Source organism: Pseudomonas sp. AC211, assembly GCF_979258055.1.
Genome location: NZ_OZ409830.1, coordinates 4,115,617 through 4,129,180, shown reverse-complemented (window position 1 = coordinate 4,129,180; position 13,564 = coordinate 4,115,617). Strand labels below are relative to the sequence as shown.

12 protein-coding genes and 1 pseudogene are annotated in these 13,564 nt (G+C 59.9%); 5 read left to right on the top strand and 8 right to left on the bottom strand.

The window, feature by feature from the left end:
• Positions 1–120 precede the first annotated feature (120 nt).
• Positions 121–1,443: an aminotransferase class III-fold pyridoxal phosphate-dependent enzyme gene (locus tag ACZZZP_RS19580; RefSeq protein ID WP_463383819.1), complete on the bottom strand. Its 1,323-nt coding sequence runs from the start codon at positions 1,441–1,443 to the stop codon at positions 121–123.
• A gap of 335 nt (positions 1,444–1,778) precedes the next feature.
• Between ACZZZP_RS19580 and ACZZZP_RS19575 the strand changes: the two genes are divergently transcribed.
• Positions 1,779–2,570, top strand: a complete 792-nt coding sequence (locus ACZZZP_RS19575; protein WP_463383818.1) for an aldolase — start codon at positions 1,779–1,781, stop codon at positions 2,568–2,570.
• Here the strand turns inward: ACZZZP_RS19575 and urtE are convergent.
• The 5 genes from urtE to urtA all read right to left on the bottom strand — a co-directional run bounded on the left by urtE (position 2,567) and on the right by urtA (position 8,362).
• Positions 2,567–3,265 carry an urea ABC transporter ATP-binding subunit UrtE gene (urtE, locus tag ACZZZP_RS19570; RefSeq protein ID WP_122452264.1) on the bottom strand — a complete coding sequence of 233 codons (699 nt, stop codon included), beginning with the start codon at positions 3,263–3,265 and terminating at the stop codon, positions 2,567–2,569. The genes ACZZZP_RS19575 and urtE overlap by 4 nt on opposite strands.
• 106 nt (positions 3,266–3,371) lie before the next feature.
• Positions 3,372–4,247 carry an urea ABC transporter ATP-binding protein UrtD gene (gene urtD, locus ACZZZP_RS19565; RefSeq protein WP_463383817.1) on the bottom strand — a complete coding sequence of 292 codons (876 nt, stop codon included), beginning with the start codon at positions 4,245–4,247 and terminating at the stop codon, positions 3,372–3,374.
• Positions 4,248–5,327, bottom strand: a complete 1,080-nt coding sequence (gene urtC / locus ACZZZP_RS19560) for an urea ABC transporter permease subunit UrtC (RefSeq protein ID WP_463383816.1) — start codon at positions 5,325–5,327, stop codon at positions 4,248–4,250.
• Positions 5,324–6,907 (bottom strand): urea ABC transporter permease subunit UrtB, encoded by a 1,584-nt coding sequence (urtB, locus tag ACZZZP_RS19555; RefSeq protein WP_463536780.1) that lies wholly within the window; start codon positions 6,905–6,907, stop codon positions 5,324–5,326. Before urtB ends, urtC begins: the two co-directional genes overlap by 4 nt.
• A gap of 186 nt (positions 6,908–7,093) precedes the next feature.
• Positions 7,094–8,362 carry an urea ABC transporter substrate-binding protein gene (gene urtA, locus ACZZZP_RS19550; RefSeq protein WP_122452268.1) on the bottom strand — a complete coding sequence of 423 codons (1,269 nt, stop codon included), beginning with the start codon at positions 8,360–8,362 and terminating at the stop codon, positions 7,094–7,096.
• A 649-nt stretch (positions 8,363–9,011) separates the two neighbouring features.
• On the opposite strand from urtA, the gene ACZZZP_RS19545 reads away from it, so the two are divergent.
• The 4 genes from ACZZZP_RS19545 to ACZZZP_RS19530 are packed head-to-tail and all read left to right on the top strand — an operon-like array spanning position 9,012 to position 11,898.
• Positions 9,012–9,779, top strand: a complete 768-nt coding sequence (locus ACZZZP_RS19545) for a hypothetical protein (protein ID WP_463536779.1) — start codon at positions 9,012–9,014, stop codon at positions 9,777–9,779.
• A 55-nt stretch (positions 9,780–9,834) separates the two neighbouring features.
• On the top strand, positions 9,835–10,566 hold the full coding sequence (locus tag ACZZZP_RS19540) for a hypothetical protein (RefSeq protein WP_463536778.1): 732 nt from the start codon (positions 9,835–9,837) through the stop codon (positions 10,564–10,566).
• Positions 10,448–11,206, top strand: coding sequence for an N-acetylmuramoyl-L-alanine amidase (locus tag ACZZZP_RS19535; protein WP_463536966.1), 759 nt, complete (start codon positions 10,448–10,450; stop codon positions 11,204–11,206). The genes ACZZZP_RS19540 and ACZZZP_RS19535 overlap by 119 nt, the downstream gene beginning before the upstream one ends.
• 8 nt (positions 11,207–11,214) lie before the next feature.
• A complete protein-coding gene (locus ACZZZP_RS19530; protein WP_463383812.1) occupies positions 11,215–11,898 on the top strand; it encodes a glycoside hydrolase family 19 protein in 684 nt (227 codons plus the stop codon).
• Here ACZZZP_RS19530 and ACZZZP_RS19525 read toward each other — a convergent pair.
• Together ACZZZP_RS19525 and ACZZZP_RS19520 are read right to left on the bottom strand one after the other, a co-directional pair.
• Positions 11,848–12,711 carry a methyl-accepting chemotaxis protein gene (locus ACZZZP_RS19525; RefSeq protein WP_463384755.1) on the bottom strand — a complete coding sequence of 288 codons (864 nt, stop codon included), beginning with the start codon at positions 12,709–12,711 and terminating at the stop codon, positions 11,848–11,850. The genes ACZZZP_RS19530 and ACZZZP_RS19525 overlap by 51 nt on opposite strands.
• A pseudogene (locus ACZZZP_RS19520) lies at positions 12,703–13,473 on the bottom strand (MCP four helix bundle domain-containing protein); the annotation flags it as partial. The pseudogene ACZZZP_RS19520 and the gene ACZZZP_RS19525, both read right to left, overlap by 9 nt.
• Positions 13,474–13,564: the final 91 nt, after the last annotated feature.

Below are 13,564 nucleotides of genomic sequence, written 5' to 3'. Positions count from 1 at the left end.
GCTTTAGCCGCGATGCTCTTGACCCTGACCACAGCGGTTCCAGGTCCGGCCAATCGCGGCTAAAGCCGCTCCCACAGGATTTCGAAGTCTGTGGGAGCGGCTTTAGCCGCGATGCTTTTTTCAGCCGGCGTGCTTCGCTGAAAACTCGCCAATTACTTCGTCAAAAATCGCTAATGCCTGCGCCACCTGCTGCGGATTAACAATGCACGGCGGCACTACGTGAATGCGGTTTTCCACGATAAAGGTGAGTAACCCACGCGCCTGAAATGCTGCTTTCATCTGGGCCATCACTGGTGGCGCCAGCGGCGTTTTCTTCTGCTGGTCGCTGACCAGTTCCAACGCCCAGAACAGGCCGATGCCACGGGCTTCGCCAATCAACGCGTGCTTGGCGGCCAGTGCTTTAAGGCCTGGGCCGAGGTATTCCTGGCCGATCATGCGGGCGTTGTCGACGATGCCTTCTTCGGCCATCACATCCAGCGTGGCAACGATTGCCGCCATCGCCAGCGGGTGTCCGGAATAGGTCAGGCCGCCGGGGAAGAAACGGTTCTCGTAGAACTCGGCAATCGGCTGCGAAATCATCACGCCGCCAGCCGGCACGTAGCCTGAGTTCACGCCTTTGGCGAAGCAGATCAGGTCGGGCACTACGTCGAAATTATCCAGCGCCAGCCAGGCGCCGGTGCGGCCGAAACCAGCCATCACTTCGTCGAGAATCAGCACGATGCCGAACTCGTCCGCCAGCGCCCGCACGCCTTTCATGTAGCCCTTGGGCGGCACCAGAATGCCGGCGGTGCCGGGCACGCTTTCCAGCAGAATTGCCGCCACCGAGTTCGGCCCTTCGCATTCGATAATTCGGCGCAGGTGCTGCAACGCGCGCTCGCATTCTTCCGCTTCACTGCCCGCGTAAAACTCGGTGCGGTACAGGTACGGGTTGAAGAAATGCACATGGCCACGGGCGAATTCATTCGGCACGCGGCGCAGGTCGCCGGTGGCGGCAATCGCCGAGCCGGTGCTGCCGTGGTAGGAGCGATAGGCCGAGAGAATTTTGTCGCGCCCAGTGAATTGGCGGGCCATGCGCATGGCGTTTTCGTTGGCGTCGGCACCGGCGTTGGTGAAGAACACTTTGCTGAAGTTGCTCGGCGCGTGGGACAGGATGCGCTTGGCCGCTTCGCCGCGCATCAGGTTGGCGGTGGCGGGCGCGACCGTCACCAGCGAGCCGGCCTGTTCTTGAATGGCGGCGATCACTTTCGGGTGTTGGTGGCCGATGTTGGTGTTGACCAACTGGCTGCTGAAATCCAGGTACTGATTGCCGTCGTAATCCCACAGCGTGCAACCCTGACCGCCGGCGATCACCAGCGGATTGAGGGCGCTCTGAATCGACCAGGAATGGAACACGAACTGGCGGTCGAGGGCGTGGACGTAGGCGTTGGAAATCTCGGTGCTCATGGCGGACCTCGCGAGCTGGACGGGGAATGGGGCCACCTTAGGAATAAACGCTGGCGGGGTCGTAGGGCCAGATGGGGGAAAGGGTGGGTCAGGGCAGTTCGTTTGCCGCGGCCCTCACCCCCGGCCCCTCTCCCGCGTGGCGGGAGAGGGGAGACCCGCCGCGCTCTGACGCCGATCGCGGTTGAATTCCCCTCTCCCGTTTACGGGAGAGGGGCTAGGGGTGAGGGCCGAACCCACCGCAATTCCATCTGGCCCATTGCGGCAGCCCATCTGCCCCTATCCAATCCAGCCAGCCCCGCTAGTCTTAGTCCATCCCACTTCACCAGGAGCCTGCCATGGCCCACGCCTTCGAACTCAACCGCGCCCCCGCCGCCGAGGTGCTTGCCGCCGACCTCAACACCGCCGCCATCCGCGAGGCGCGAATCGACTTGGCGGCGTGCTTTCGCATGGCCGCCCACCTGGGCATGGGCGAGGGCATCTGCAATCACTTCTCCGTGGTGTTGCCCGGCCACCCGCAGCTGTTTCTGGTCAATCCCTATGGCTTGGCGTTTGCCGAGGTCACGGCGTCGTCGTTGCTGATTTGCGACTTCCAGGGACGTGTGGTGCTTGGCGAGGGCAAGCCAGAGGCCACCGCGTTTTTTATCCACGCCCAATTGCACCGTCTGAACCCGCGCGCCACGGCGGCCTTTCACACCCATATGCCCAACGCCACCGCGCTGTGCATGCTCGAAGGGGAACCGTTTGTGTGGGCCGGGCAAACGGCGTTGAAGTTCTACGAACGCATGGCCGTCGATGAGCACTACAACGGGCTGGCGCTGGACAACGCCGAGGGCGAGCGCATCGCCCGCGCGGCCGGCAATGCCGATGTGGTGATGCTGAAAAACCACGGCCCGCTGGTGCTGGGGCCGAGCATCGCCGAGGCCTGGGACGACCTCTATTACCTCGAACGCGCCGCCGAGGTGCAGCTCAAAGCCATGAGCAGCGGCCGCCCGTTAAAACCCGTGTCCCATGAAATTGCCAGTGCGGCGAGCAAGCAGATGCTGATCGGCAATGCCGAGAGTGCGCGGTTGCATTTGGATAGCGTGAAGCGGCAGTTGGCCAAGCGCGAGCCCGAGTACAGCGTTTAAATCGCCACCAACCCGCGTACCCCATCCGCTTCCATGGTTTCGCCGCGCCCTTGCTGCACGATTTCGCCGCGTGACATCACCAGGTACTGATCGGCCAGTTCCGCCGCAAAATCGTAGAACTGCTCCACCAGCAAAATCGCCATGTCGCCACGGGCGGCGAGCTTTTTGATCACCACGCCGATTTCCTTGATCACCGAGGGCTGAATGCCTTCGGTGGGCTCGTCGAGAATCAGCAGGCGCGGGTTGCTTGCCAGGGCGCGGCCAATCGCCAGTTGCTGCTGCTGACCGCCAGACAAGTCGCCGCCGCGACGCTGCTTCATTTCCTTGAGTACCGGGAACAGCTCGTAGATAAACGCCGGCACTTCCTTGGCCTGTGAACCGGGGAAACGCGACAGGCCCATCAGCAGGTTTTCTTCCACCGTCAGGCGCCCGAAAATTTCCCGGCCCTGGGGCACATAGGCGATTCCGGCGTGCACGCGCTGGTGCGGTTTGAACTGGGTGATGGGCTTGCCTTCCCACTGCACCGCGCCTTCCTTGGAAGGGATCAAGCCCATCAGGCATTTGAGCAACGTGGTTTTGCCCACGCCGTTGCGGCCCAGCAGGCAGGTGACTTCGCCAACCTTGGCCTCGAACGACAAGCCGCGAAGAATGTGGCTGCCGCCGTAGAACTGGTGGAGTTTTTCGACTTGAAGCATGGTCATGTACTCGAATGTGTTGGTCAGACCGCTTCGCGAGCAAGCTCGCTCCTACAGGCGATGCACGGTCCGTAGGAGCGAGCTTGCTCGCGAACAGGCGGCGAACTCAGCGCCCCAAATAAACCTCAATCACGCGTTCATCCGCCTGTACATCGGCCAGCGACCCTTCGGCCAGCACGCTGCCCTGGTGCAGCACAGTGACGTGGTCGGCGATGGAGCCGACAAAGCCCATGTCGTGCTCCACCACCATCAGCGAGTGCTTACGCGCCAGCGATTTGAACAGCTCGGCGGTGAATTCGGTTTCGGCGTCGGTCATGCCGGCCACCGGTTCGTCGAGCAGTAGCAGTTGCGGGTCTTGCATCAGCAACATGCCGATTTCCAGGAACTGTTTCTGCCCGTGGGACAGCAAACCGGCTGGGCGCTGCCGCGAGCTGTCGAGGCGAATGGTGGTCAGCACTTCGTCAATGCGGTCGCGTTGCTCGCCGCTCAGTTTGGCGCGCAGGCTGGCCCATACCGACTTGTCTGTTTTCAGCGCCAGCTCCAGGTTTTCAAACACGCTGAGGGCTTCGAATACCGTGGGTTTCTGGAACTTGCGACCAATGCCGGACTGGGCGATTTGCACTTCGCTCATGCGCGTCAGGTCGAGGGTTTCGCCGAAGTAGGCTTTGCCGTTATCGGGCCGGGTTTTGCCGGTGATCACGTCCATCATCGTGGTTTTGCCGGCGCCGTTCGGGCCAATGATGCAGCGCAGTTCACCCACGCCGATGTACAGGCTGAGGTTGGTTAATGCCTTGAAGCCGTCAAAGCTGACGTTGATGTCTTCCAGGGTGAGGATGGTGCCGTGGCGCACATCCAGCCCCGGCCCGGCGGCACGGCCCAAGCCCAGGGAGTCGCGGCTGGTGCCGGCGTCGCTGTTGGGGTTCTGGTTCGCCGGATCGTAAGCCGGTTCGAGCATAAATTCGGGTACGGGCGTGGCGCGCATTTACTGTTCCCCCTTTTTACGCAGCAAGCCGATCACGCCCTTGGGCAGATACAGCGTCACCAAGATAAACAAGGCCCCCAAGGCGAACAGCCAATACTCGGGAAAGGCCACGGTGAACCAACTCTTCATGCCATTCACCAGCCCGGCGCCGAGCAGCGGGCCGACGAGGCTGCCGCGTCCGCCAAGCGCCACCCACACGGCCGCTTCGATGGAGTTGGTCGGCGACATTTCGCTGGGGTTGATGATGCCCACCAGCGGCACATACAACGCCCCGGCCAGGCCGCACAGCACGGCGCTCAGTACCCAAATAAACAGCTTGTAACCGCGCGGGTCGTAGCCGCAGAACATCAGGCGGTTTTCCGCGTCGCGCAGGGCAGTGAGCACGCGGCCGAATTTGCTTTTCGCCAACCGCCAGCCCAGCAACAGGCTGGCGGTGAGCAGCGCGACAATCGCCAGGAACAACACCGTGCGGGTGCCTTGGGCGGTGATGTCGAAACCCAGAATGGTGCGGAAGTTGGTGAAGCCGTTGTTGCCGCCAAAGCCGGTTTCGTTGCGGAAAAACAGCAGCATGCCGGCGAAGGTCAGGGCCTGGGTCATGATCGAGAAGTACACGCCCTTGATCCGCGAACGGAAGGCGAAGAAACCGAACACCAGGGCCAGCAAGCCGGGGGCCAGCACCACCAGGCACATGGCCCAGAGGAAATGCTGAGTGCCGGTCCAGTACCACGGCAGTTCGGTCCACGACAGAAACACCATGAAGGCCGGCAAGCCGTCGCCCGCGCTTTCGCGCATCAGGTACATGCCCATGGCGTAACCGCCGAGGGCAAAGAACAGGCCGTGGCCCAGCGACAACAACCCGGCGTAACCCCACACCAAGTCGAGCGCCAGGGCGACGATGGCGTAGCAGAGAATCTTGCCCACCAGCGTTAGCGTGTAGGCCGACACTTGCAGCGGGTTATCGGCCGGCAGCAGGTGCAGCAGCGGCAGAATCACCAGAATGGCGAGCACCACGGCGCCCACGGCGAGGGTCAGTTTGGGGCCGGCTTTTTGCGCCAGCGTAAGGCTTAGTGGCTGGTTCAATCGATCACCCGACCTTTCAGTGCAAAGAGGCCCTGCGGACGTTTCTGAATAAACAGAATGATCAACGCGAGGATAAGGATCTTGCCCAGGACGGCGCCGATCTGCGGTTCCAGAATCTTGTTGGCGATGCCCAGGCCGAAGGCGGCCATGACGCTGCCCGCCAACTGCCCGACGCCGCCGAGCACCACCACCAGAAATGAGTCGATGATGTAGCTCTGGCCGAGGTCCGGGCCGACGTTGCCGATCTGGCTCAGCGCCACGCCACCCAGCCCGGCAATGCCGGAGCCGAGGCCAAAGGCGAGCATGTCGACCCGGCCGGTTGGCACACCGCAGCAGGCGGCCATGTTGCGGTTCTGGGTGACGGCGCGAACGTTGAGACCCAGGCGGGTTTTGTTCAGCAGCAACCAGGTGAGCAGCACCACGAACAGGGCGAAACCGATGATCACCATGCGGCTGTAAGGCAGTACCAGGTTCGGCAGCACCTGCACGCCGCCGGACAACCACGCCGGGTTGGCCACTTCCACGTTTTGCGCGCCAAACAGCACCCGCACCAACTGGATAAGAATCAGGCTGATGCCCCAGGTTGCCAGCAAGGTTTCCAGCGGGCGGCCGTACAGATGGCGGATCACCGTGCGTTCGAGTGCCATGCCGATGGCCGCCGTGACAAAGAACGCCACCGGCAGCGCCACCAGCGGATACAAGGCCAGCGCATCGGGGGCGAAGCGCTGAAACAGGATTTGCACCATGTAGGTGGAGTAGGCGCCGAGCATCAGCATTTCACCGTGGGCCATGTTGATCACGCCGAGCAAGCCAAAGGTAATCGCCAGGCCAAGGGCTGCAAGTAGCAGAATCGAGCCAAGCGACAAGCCGCTAAAGGCTTGGCCCAATAGCTCGCCGAACAGCAGTCGACGCTTCACTTGCGCCAGGCTGGTTTCGGCAGCAGTGCGCACGGCGGCGTCCGTTTCAACCGCCGGGTCGAGCAAGGTTTCCAGACGCGTGCGCGCCAGCGGCTCGCCGGTGTCGCCCAGCAGGCGCACGGCGGCCAGGCGAATGGCCGGGTTGGGGTCGATCAGCTGCAAGTTCGCCAGCGCGAGTGAAAGGGCGCCGCGCACGGTGTCGTCGTCTTCGCTGGCGACCCGGGCATTGAGCAACGCCAACTGCGCCGGCTTGGCACTTTTTTGCAATTGCTGAGCGGCGTTCAGGCGCACGGCCGGGTCTTTGTCGAGCAACTGGTGACTGGCTTGCGCGGTGCCGATCAAGCCGCGCAGGCGGTTGTTCAGCGGAATTTTCTTTGGCGTTGAAGCCGGTTGCGCCTCGCCACCTTCAGCGGCTTGCCAGCCGGTGTCGGTTTGCAGGAACGGGGCTTTATTGCTGTCGCTCGCCAGGCGGCCTTGTTGCAGGGCTTCGATCAGAGGCAGGCGAGTGGCGTCTGGCTGCGCGGACCAGGTTTCCAGCAGCGTCGCCTGTTTGGCGGCGTTAGCGGCAACGAAGTCGGCTGCATCGCCGGCCTGAACGCTGGGCGCGAGGAGGGTGAGCAGCAGCATGAGAAAAAGTGGGGGGCGGAGCAGGGCAGTGAGCATGGAAGCGTCCTTGAGGGTGGTGCCGGACGAAGGGTGCAGGGTGCGAGATGTGGCCGCCGCTTTCTGTGGGAGCGGCTTTAGCCGCGATGCTCTTGCGGCCAAAAGCATCGCGGCTAAAGCCGCTCCCACAGAACGTCGGCGTCAGGAGTGGAACGCTAGGTTCACAACCCCTGACGACTCAGCGTCTTACTTCGACTTAACCGCGTAATCCGGCTTCTTGTCGTTCCCTGGGATATACGGGCTCCACGGTTGGGCGCGCACTGGCCCTTCGGTCTGCCAGACCACGTTGAACTGCCCGTCTTCCTGAACCTCACCGATCATCACCGGCTTGTGCAGGTGGTGGTTGGTTTTGTCCATGACCATGGTGTAGCCATCAGGCGATACGAATTCCTGGCCCGCCATGGCTTCGCGTACTTTGTCGACGTCGGTGGTGCCGGCTTTGTTGACGGCTTGCGCCCACATGTTGATGCCGACGTACGTGGCTTCCATCGGGTCGTTGGTGACTGCGGTTTGGTAGTTCGGCAGGTTCTTCGCCTTGGCGTACGCCTTCCAGCTGTCGACGAATTTCTTGTTGGTGGGGTTATCCACCGACTGGAAGTAGTTCCAGGCGGCCAGTTGGCCCACCAGCGGTTTGGTGTCGATGCCGCGCAGTTCTTCTTCACCTACCGAGAACGCCACCACTGGGGTTTCGGTCGCTTCGATGCCCTGGTTGCCCAGCTCTTTGTAGAACGGCACGTTGGAGTCGCCGTTAACGGTCGAGATCACCGCCGTTTTGCCGCCAGCCGAGAACTTCTTGATGTTGGCAACGATGGTTTGGTAGTCGCTATGACCGAACGGGGTGTAGACCTCTTCGATGTCTTTGTCCGCTACGCCTTTGCTGTGTAGGAAGGAACGCAGAATTTTGTTGGTGGTGCGCGGGTACACGTAGTCCGTGCCCAGTAGGAAGAAGCGCTTGGCGGCGCCGCCGTCTTCGCTCATTAGGTATTCAACGGCAGGAATCGCCTGTTGGTTTGGCGCAGCGCCGGTGTAGAACACGTTCGGCGACATTTCTTCGCCTTCGTATTGCACCGGGTAGAACAGCAGGCCATTGAGTTCTTCGTACACCGGCAGCACCGATTTACGCGACACCGAGGTCCAGCAACCGAAGGTTACCGCGACTTTGTCTTGAGTCAGCAACTGGCGGGCTTTTTCAGCGAACAGCGGCCAGTTGGACGCAGGATCTACGACCACGGGCTCAAGCTTTTTACCGAGCACACCACCTTTGGCGTTGATTTCGTCGATGGTCATCAACGCCATGTCTTTGAGCGACGTTTCCGAAATGGCCATGGTGCCGGACAGCGAATGCAGAATGCCGACCTTGATGGTCTCGGCAGCTTGCAGGGTGTAAGGGAACAGGCCGCTGAGCAGCAGGGTACTGGCAGCGAGGGTAGCTTTGAGGAACGGGCGGCGTTTCATCGGGGGAAGCTCCTGGGCGGTCCGTGCACATCACTGGTGGAAGGCAGATGGTTTTTATCGTTGGGTGCGCTTGTCTCTAAGGCACCAATCTCTAGCCACAGCGGGCAGTTGCGTGAATTCCGGCTGCGCGTCAAATCAATGGCAGCATCCGTGCCAAATCGCCCAAACCGCGTGGCCATGCGGTTGACTGCCTTCTCAGGTTTTTCCGTCGCCTACTAAATGCGCTGTATTGGTGCATTTTTTAGCGGTTTTTCCTAGCGCGGGCGCGTTTGTGTTCTGTTTTGTCGCTTTCAGAACAGGTCACGCAGAATCGTGCTTGCGGTGCTGTCTGGATATACAGTAGTCTGAGCGCCTTCTCCAGGTCGGAACCTTCCCCGCTTCCGGCCCATTAGCAGCTCTTTTATAGAGCTGCTTTTTTTTGCCTGTCTGTTGGCCGTCACATCCTACGAGGCCAGCGAACTGCATCGATATTCATCGCTTTATCCAGTTGTTCAAAGAACTCTCCGAACTGCGCTTCGGACGCAGGCGATTTGTTTGCGCAAGAACCCTGACTACCTTCTTGTTCCGACGACCAAAGCGGATGCCGCTGGTTTCTTAATGATTTTTCAATCAGGAGTTGTTTATGGGTCACTCACAATCGATAGCGGAAATGCAAGCCAAAGAAGATGAGTACCGGGCGTATATAAACAAGATCGAAAACGAGCTCGAGGAAAAAGCGAAGAAACACGGCGATGAAATGCAGGCGAAAATCGACAGTTTCTACAAAGACAACGACTACGATAAAACCGATTTTATCTCCGGCCGTAACTCGGATTTTATGCAGGCCTCTGATTGGTCGCTTGGTAATGTGCAGAAAATAATCGACTCCATTGCCAAAGCCGTGTTGGGCGGTGAAGGCAAAGTGCCGAAGGGCGTAGAAGTCAATAAAGACATTGATCTCGGTAAATCGGTTGCCAACTTAACCAGTCTGCAAACCTACGTGGCCGGCAAATGCTTTGAAGTGTTGGGCGGTATCGTCGAGAGCTTCGGCAGCGCTAGCTCGGTATCGTTTAATTCGTCCTACAAGAGCCAGCCGCTCGGCAACGGCATGCATCTGTTCGCCACGGTGGTTTGCGATTCGTACAAGTCGACCAGCTTTTTCGAAAACCAGCAGATCTACCAGTACCTGTATATCTATGAAGTTAAATACTCGGTAGGTGAAGCGCAAACACAAGCGAAAATGGAGCTGACCAAACTTTACGAAGATCAGATCGCCACATTTACGCAGAAAGTTCATGGCTATCTAGATCAGCTTGCGGCGGACAAGATCACCCCCGAGCAGTATCAATCCAGTGTTGAAATTTACAGCGACTTAATTGCCAAGAGCACCAAGGCGCTCGCCGGGTTGCGCGCGAAACTTATGCTGGCTGCCCGTTAATTTACCCCACTCGCAGCCCTTAAGCGGGCTGCTTTGTTATCTATGAGAATTCGATATGAGCTATGAAGTTGCGCTCTGGCGCGTACCTGCGCCGGTTGTGAAAGAAGGTAAGTATTCAAGTGTTATTGAAGATCGCGGAGTCCTGAAAAAAGCCATTGCCGATAGCAACTCAAACTACTTGTTCAGCGAAGCGGGCCCTGGCGTGCAGCCGCTGGCCATTATTGGCACACGCATGGAAATAGCGGCCTACCTGATCGGCAAGAAAGACAAAAAGGTCGTTAACAAGATCGCAGCCCTCCCAGACATTTACATGGGCATAACGCCTTACAAAAAAGGCGAGCGTTTTCGCGGTTTGTTTCCCGCTCAGGACTTTGGCACTCAGTTGTTTGGCAAGTTAGCCAAATTCTTCCCCAACGTCGCCGACCTCAACATTCCGTGGTTTGTCGACGCCGCCGACCTGACGGGCGATGCCAAAGAGCTGCTGTCGGTGCTGGAGCGCTTCAATCGCGAGCAAGGCGAGTCGCAGGGTGACCTGGTGTACTTGAAGCTCAGCTATTTGCCGGAAGACCAGATGAGCAAGATCGGCACGTCCGAAATTTCGTTCGCCGCGATCCTTAATCTGCTGGCAGTAGCCAACAAAAAAGTAAGCGAACCCGGAGGCCGCGATGATCATCGACTCCACCACCTACCACTCACGACTGGGTTTCGACAGCCGGGTGCGCTTTTTGGTTATGCATTACACCGCATGCGATTTCGCGGCCTCCATCCAGACGTTGACCGGGCCTAATGTCAGTGCGCATTACCTTGTTCCGGACCTCGAAGACCCGACCTATCGGAACGCCGGCTTTAGCGAAATGCGCGGCTTCAACCTGGTGGAAGAATCAGAGCGTGCCTGGCATGCGGGCGTGAGCGCATGGCGTGGCCGCAACAACCTGAATGACAGCTCCATTGGTATCGAAATCGTAAACCAGGCTCACGAAGGTGCCGACGGGCTGCCCGTTTTTCCTTCCTATAGCCGCGCTCAGATCGACGCCATAAAGGCGATTGCGCTGGATATTTTGCAGCGCTACCCCAGCATTGAGCCGCGCAATGTGGTGGGGCATAGCGACATTGCGCCGCTACGCAAAATTGACCCGGGGCCCATGTTTCCTTGGCAGGAGTTGTACCGGGCCGGCATCGGCGCCTGGTACGAGCAAGCCACCAAAAATCGCTACGTCCAGGAATACACCATGGCGGGCGTCGATCCCCGCGAGTGCCTGAATCTATTTGCCCGTTTCGGTTACGACGTGAGCGTGGCCACCGATGCCGACAGCAAGTGCAAGTTGGTCCGCGCCTTCCAGCTGCATTTCCGCCCCAGCAACTACGACGGTGTGCTGGACGTTGAAACGGCGGCAATCCTGGCTGCGTTAACCGAGCGCTATTGCTGAGAACTGCTATGTCCATAAGCGTGCAACAACTGCTGCAAATATTCCCCGCTAGCCCTTCGCGCGTCAGCCTGTTTGCGGAGCCGCTGAGTGCGGCCATGGTGGCGTATCACATCAATAATCCCGCGCGCGTGGCCGCCTTTGTTGCTCAAGTCGGCTATGAAAGCGCGCACTTCAATCACTTGGTTGAGAGCCTTGCCTTCAACGCATCACGTTTGGCTGCCGTGTGGCCGAATCGCTTCGCCGAGGGGCCGGGTAAACCCAATGCGCTGGCACTAAAACTCGGTGGACATCCCGAGGCGATTGCCAATTCGGTGTATGCCAACCGGCTCGGCAATGGCCCGCCAGAATCCGGGGATGGCTGGCGCTTTCGTGGCCGGGGGCTGATTCAGCTGACCGGGCGCAGTAATTACCAGGCAGCGGGCGTCGCGTTGGGTCTGGATTTGGAAAGCAAACCTGAATGGCTTGAGGAACCCGGTTACGCCTGTTTGTCGGCGGCATGGTTCTGGGCAGTGCATGGCTTGAGTGAGCTAGCCGATTCCGGTGATTTCAAAACCATCACCTCGCGCATAAACGGAGGGTTGAACGGTTATGACGGCCGCGCCGCCTTGTGGGCAGCGGCGCGCCGGGCATTGGCGGAGTCGTCACAAGGTGAAGCGGTTGACCAGGTTGTTGAGGTCGACGGCCAGGCGTGAAAGATCCTGGCTGGCGGCGCTGGTTTCGTGCGCGCCGGCTGACGTTTGCTGCGCCAGGTCGCGAATGTTTACCAGGTTGCGGTCCACTTCGCGGGCCACTTGCGCCTGCTGTTCCGAGGCGCTGGCGATCACCAGATTTCGCTCGCTGATATGGCTGATGGCCTGGGTGATTTCGCTCAGGGCAGCGCCAGCGGCACGGGCCAGTTCGAGGGTGCTGTTGGCGCGCTCGGTGCTGCTTTGCATGGCATTCATGGCCTGATCGGTGCCGTGCTGGATGCCGCCGATCATTTGCTCGATTTCCTGCGTTGATTGCTGGGTGCGGTGCGCCAGGGCACGCACTTCGTCCGCCACCACGGCAAAGCCGCGACCGGCATCACCGGCGCGCGCGGCTTCGATGGCCGCGTTCAGGGCCAGCAAGTTGGTTTGCTCGGCGATGGAGCGAATGACATCGAGCACCTTGCTGATGTCGCGCACCTTGGTCGCCAGTTGTTCCACGTGCTCGGAGGTGGTGGATACGTCGCCCGCCAGATCGCTGATGGAATTGACGGTTTTGTTCACCTGCTCCTGGCCAAGTCGGGCGGTGCGGTCGGAGGCATTCGAGGCTTCGGAGGTGGCCACGGCGTTGCGCGCCACTTCATCCACTGCGGCAGTCATTTGGTTGACGGCAGTGGCGGCCTGTTCAATTTCGTTGTTCTGCTGGTGCAAGCCACGGCTCGAATCTTCCGTGACGGCATTGAGTTCTTCGGCGGCGGAGGCGAGTTGATCGGACGACTGGGCGATGTGGTGAATGGTGTCTTTCAAGCTCTGTTGCATGGCGCGCAAGGAGCCGAGTAGCAGGGCAGGCTCGTCGGTGCCGTTGACCTGGATGGTGGTGGACAGATTGCCCTTGGCCACGGTGGCTGCCACCTCCATGGCCTCGTTCAACGGCGTGACGATGCTGCGCGTGAGCAGCACCGCGAGGATGCCTGTCAGCGCGGCGGCCACCAACATAAAGGCCAGCACCACCATCACCGCATCATCGTAGTTGCGGGCCGACTGTTTCGCCTCCTCATCCGCGCCCAGGCGGTTAATTTCCATGAGCTTTTCCAACTGCGCGCCGAGGCCGTCGGAGTAGGTTTTGTACTCGCCGGCCAGAAAGGCTTTCATCTCGTCGACTTTGTCGGCGCTGGAAAGGGCGGCAAGCTTGCTGTTGGCTTGGTAGTAGCTGTCGAGCATGGCCTTGAAGGCTTGGTACTGGTCGCGCTCGGCGGTGCTGTTGATCAGCGGTTCATACGCGGCCTGAGCCTGATGCAGCTGCTGGGTCAGCTCTTGCTGGCGACTGATGACGGCCGGCAGTTGCGTGTCGCTGCGCTCGACCACGAAGCGAAAGGCGAGGATGCGCAGGCGCAGCATTTTTTCATTGATGACGCCTAGCGCGGCGTAGCTGGGCATGCCGTTGTCGTTGAGATCGACGGTGGTGGCGCGGATGTCCTTCATTTTGCCCAGGGCAAAAAGTCCGAGAAGCACCACCAGCAGCGCCACCAAGGAAAAGCTGAAAATAGCCCTCGGCGCAATCTTCAAACGACGTAACAGCATGGCAAAACACCTCATTGTGTTAGGAGTCGGAGCGTCTGGCTGCTCCGTGTTACGGGCCTTATAGGGCTATATCGTCAAACACTGCGCGAAC

Excerpts from the sequence above, each read along its gene's own strand:
- ACZZZP_RS19525 (WP_463384755.1), bottom strand. The coding sequence starts at position 12,711 with ATGCAACAGAGCTTGAAAGACACCATTCACCACATCGCCCAGTCGTCC.
- urtE (WP_122452264.1), bottom strand. The coding sequence starts at position 3,265 with ATGCTTCAAGTCGAAAAACTCCACCAGTTCTACGGCGGCAGCCACATT.
- ACZZZP_RS19545 (WP_463536779.1), top strand. The coding sequence starts at position 9,012 with ATGCAAGCCAAAGAAGATGAGTACCGGGCGTATATAAACAAGATCGAA.
- urtA (WP_122452268.1), bottom strand. The coding sequence starts at position 8,362 with ATGAAACGCCGCCCGTTCCTCAAAGCTACCCTCGCTGCCAGTACCCTG.
- urtB (WP_463536780.1), bottom strand. The coding sequence starts at position 6,907 with ATGCTCACTGCCCTGCTCCGCCCCCCACTTTTTCTCATGCTGCTGCTC.
- ACZZZP_RS19580 (WP_463383819.1), bottom strand. The coding sequence starts at position 1,443 with ATGAGCACCGAGATTTCCAACGCCTACGTCCACGCCCTCGACCGCCAG.
- urtD (WP_463383817.1), bottom strand. The coding sequence starts at position 4,247 with ATGCGCGCCACGCCCGTACCCGAATTTATGCTCGAACCGGCTTACGAT.
- ACZZZP_RS19530 (WP_463383812.1), top strand. The coding sequence starts at position 11,215 with ATGTCCATAAGCGTGCAACAACTGCTGCAAATATTCCCCGCTAGCCCT.
- ACZZZP_RS19540 (WP_463536778.1), top strand. The coding sequence starts at position 9,835 with ATGAGCTATGAAGTTGCGCTCTGGCGCGTACCTGCGCCGGTTGTGAAA.
- ACZZZP_RS19575 (WP_463383818.1), top strand. The coding sequence starts at position 1,779 with ATGGCCCACGCCTTCGAACTCAACCGCGCCCCCGCCGCCGAGGTGCTT.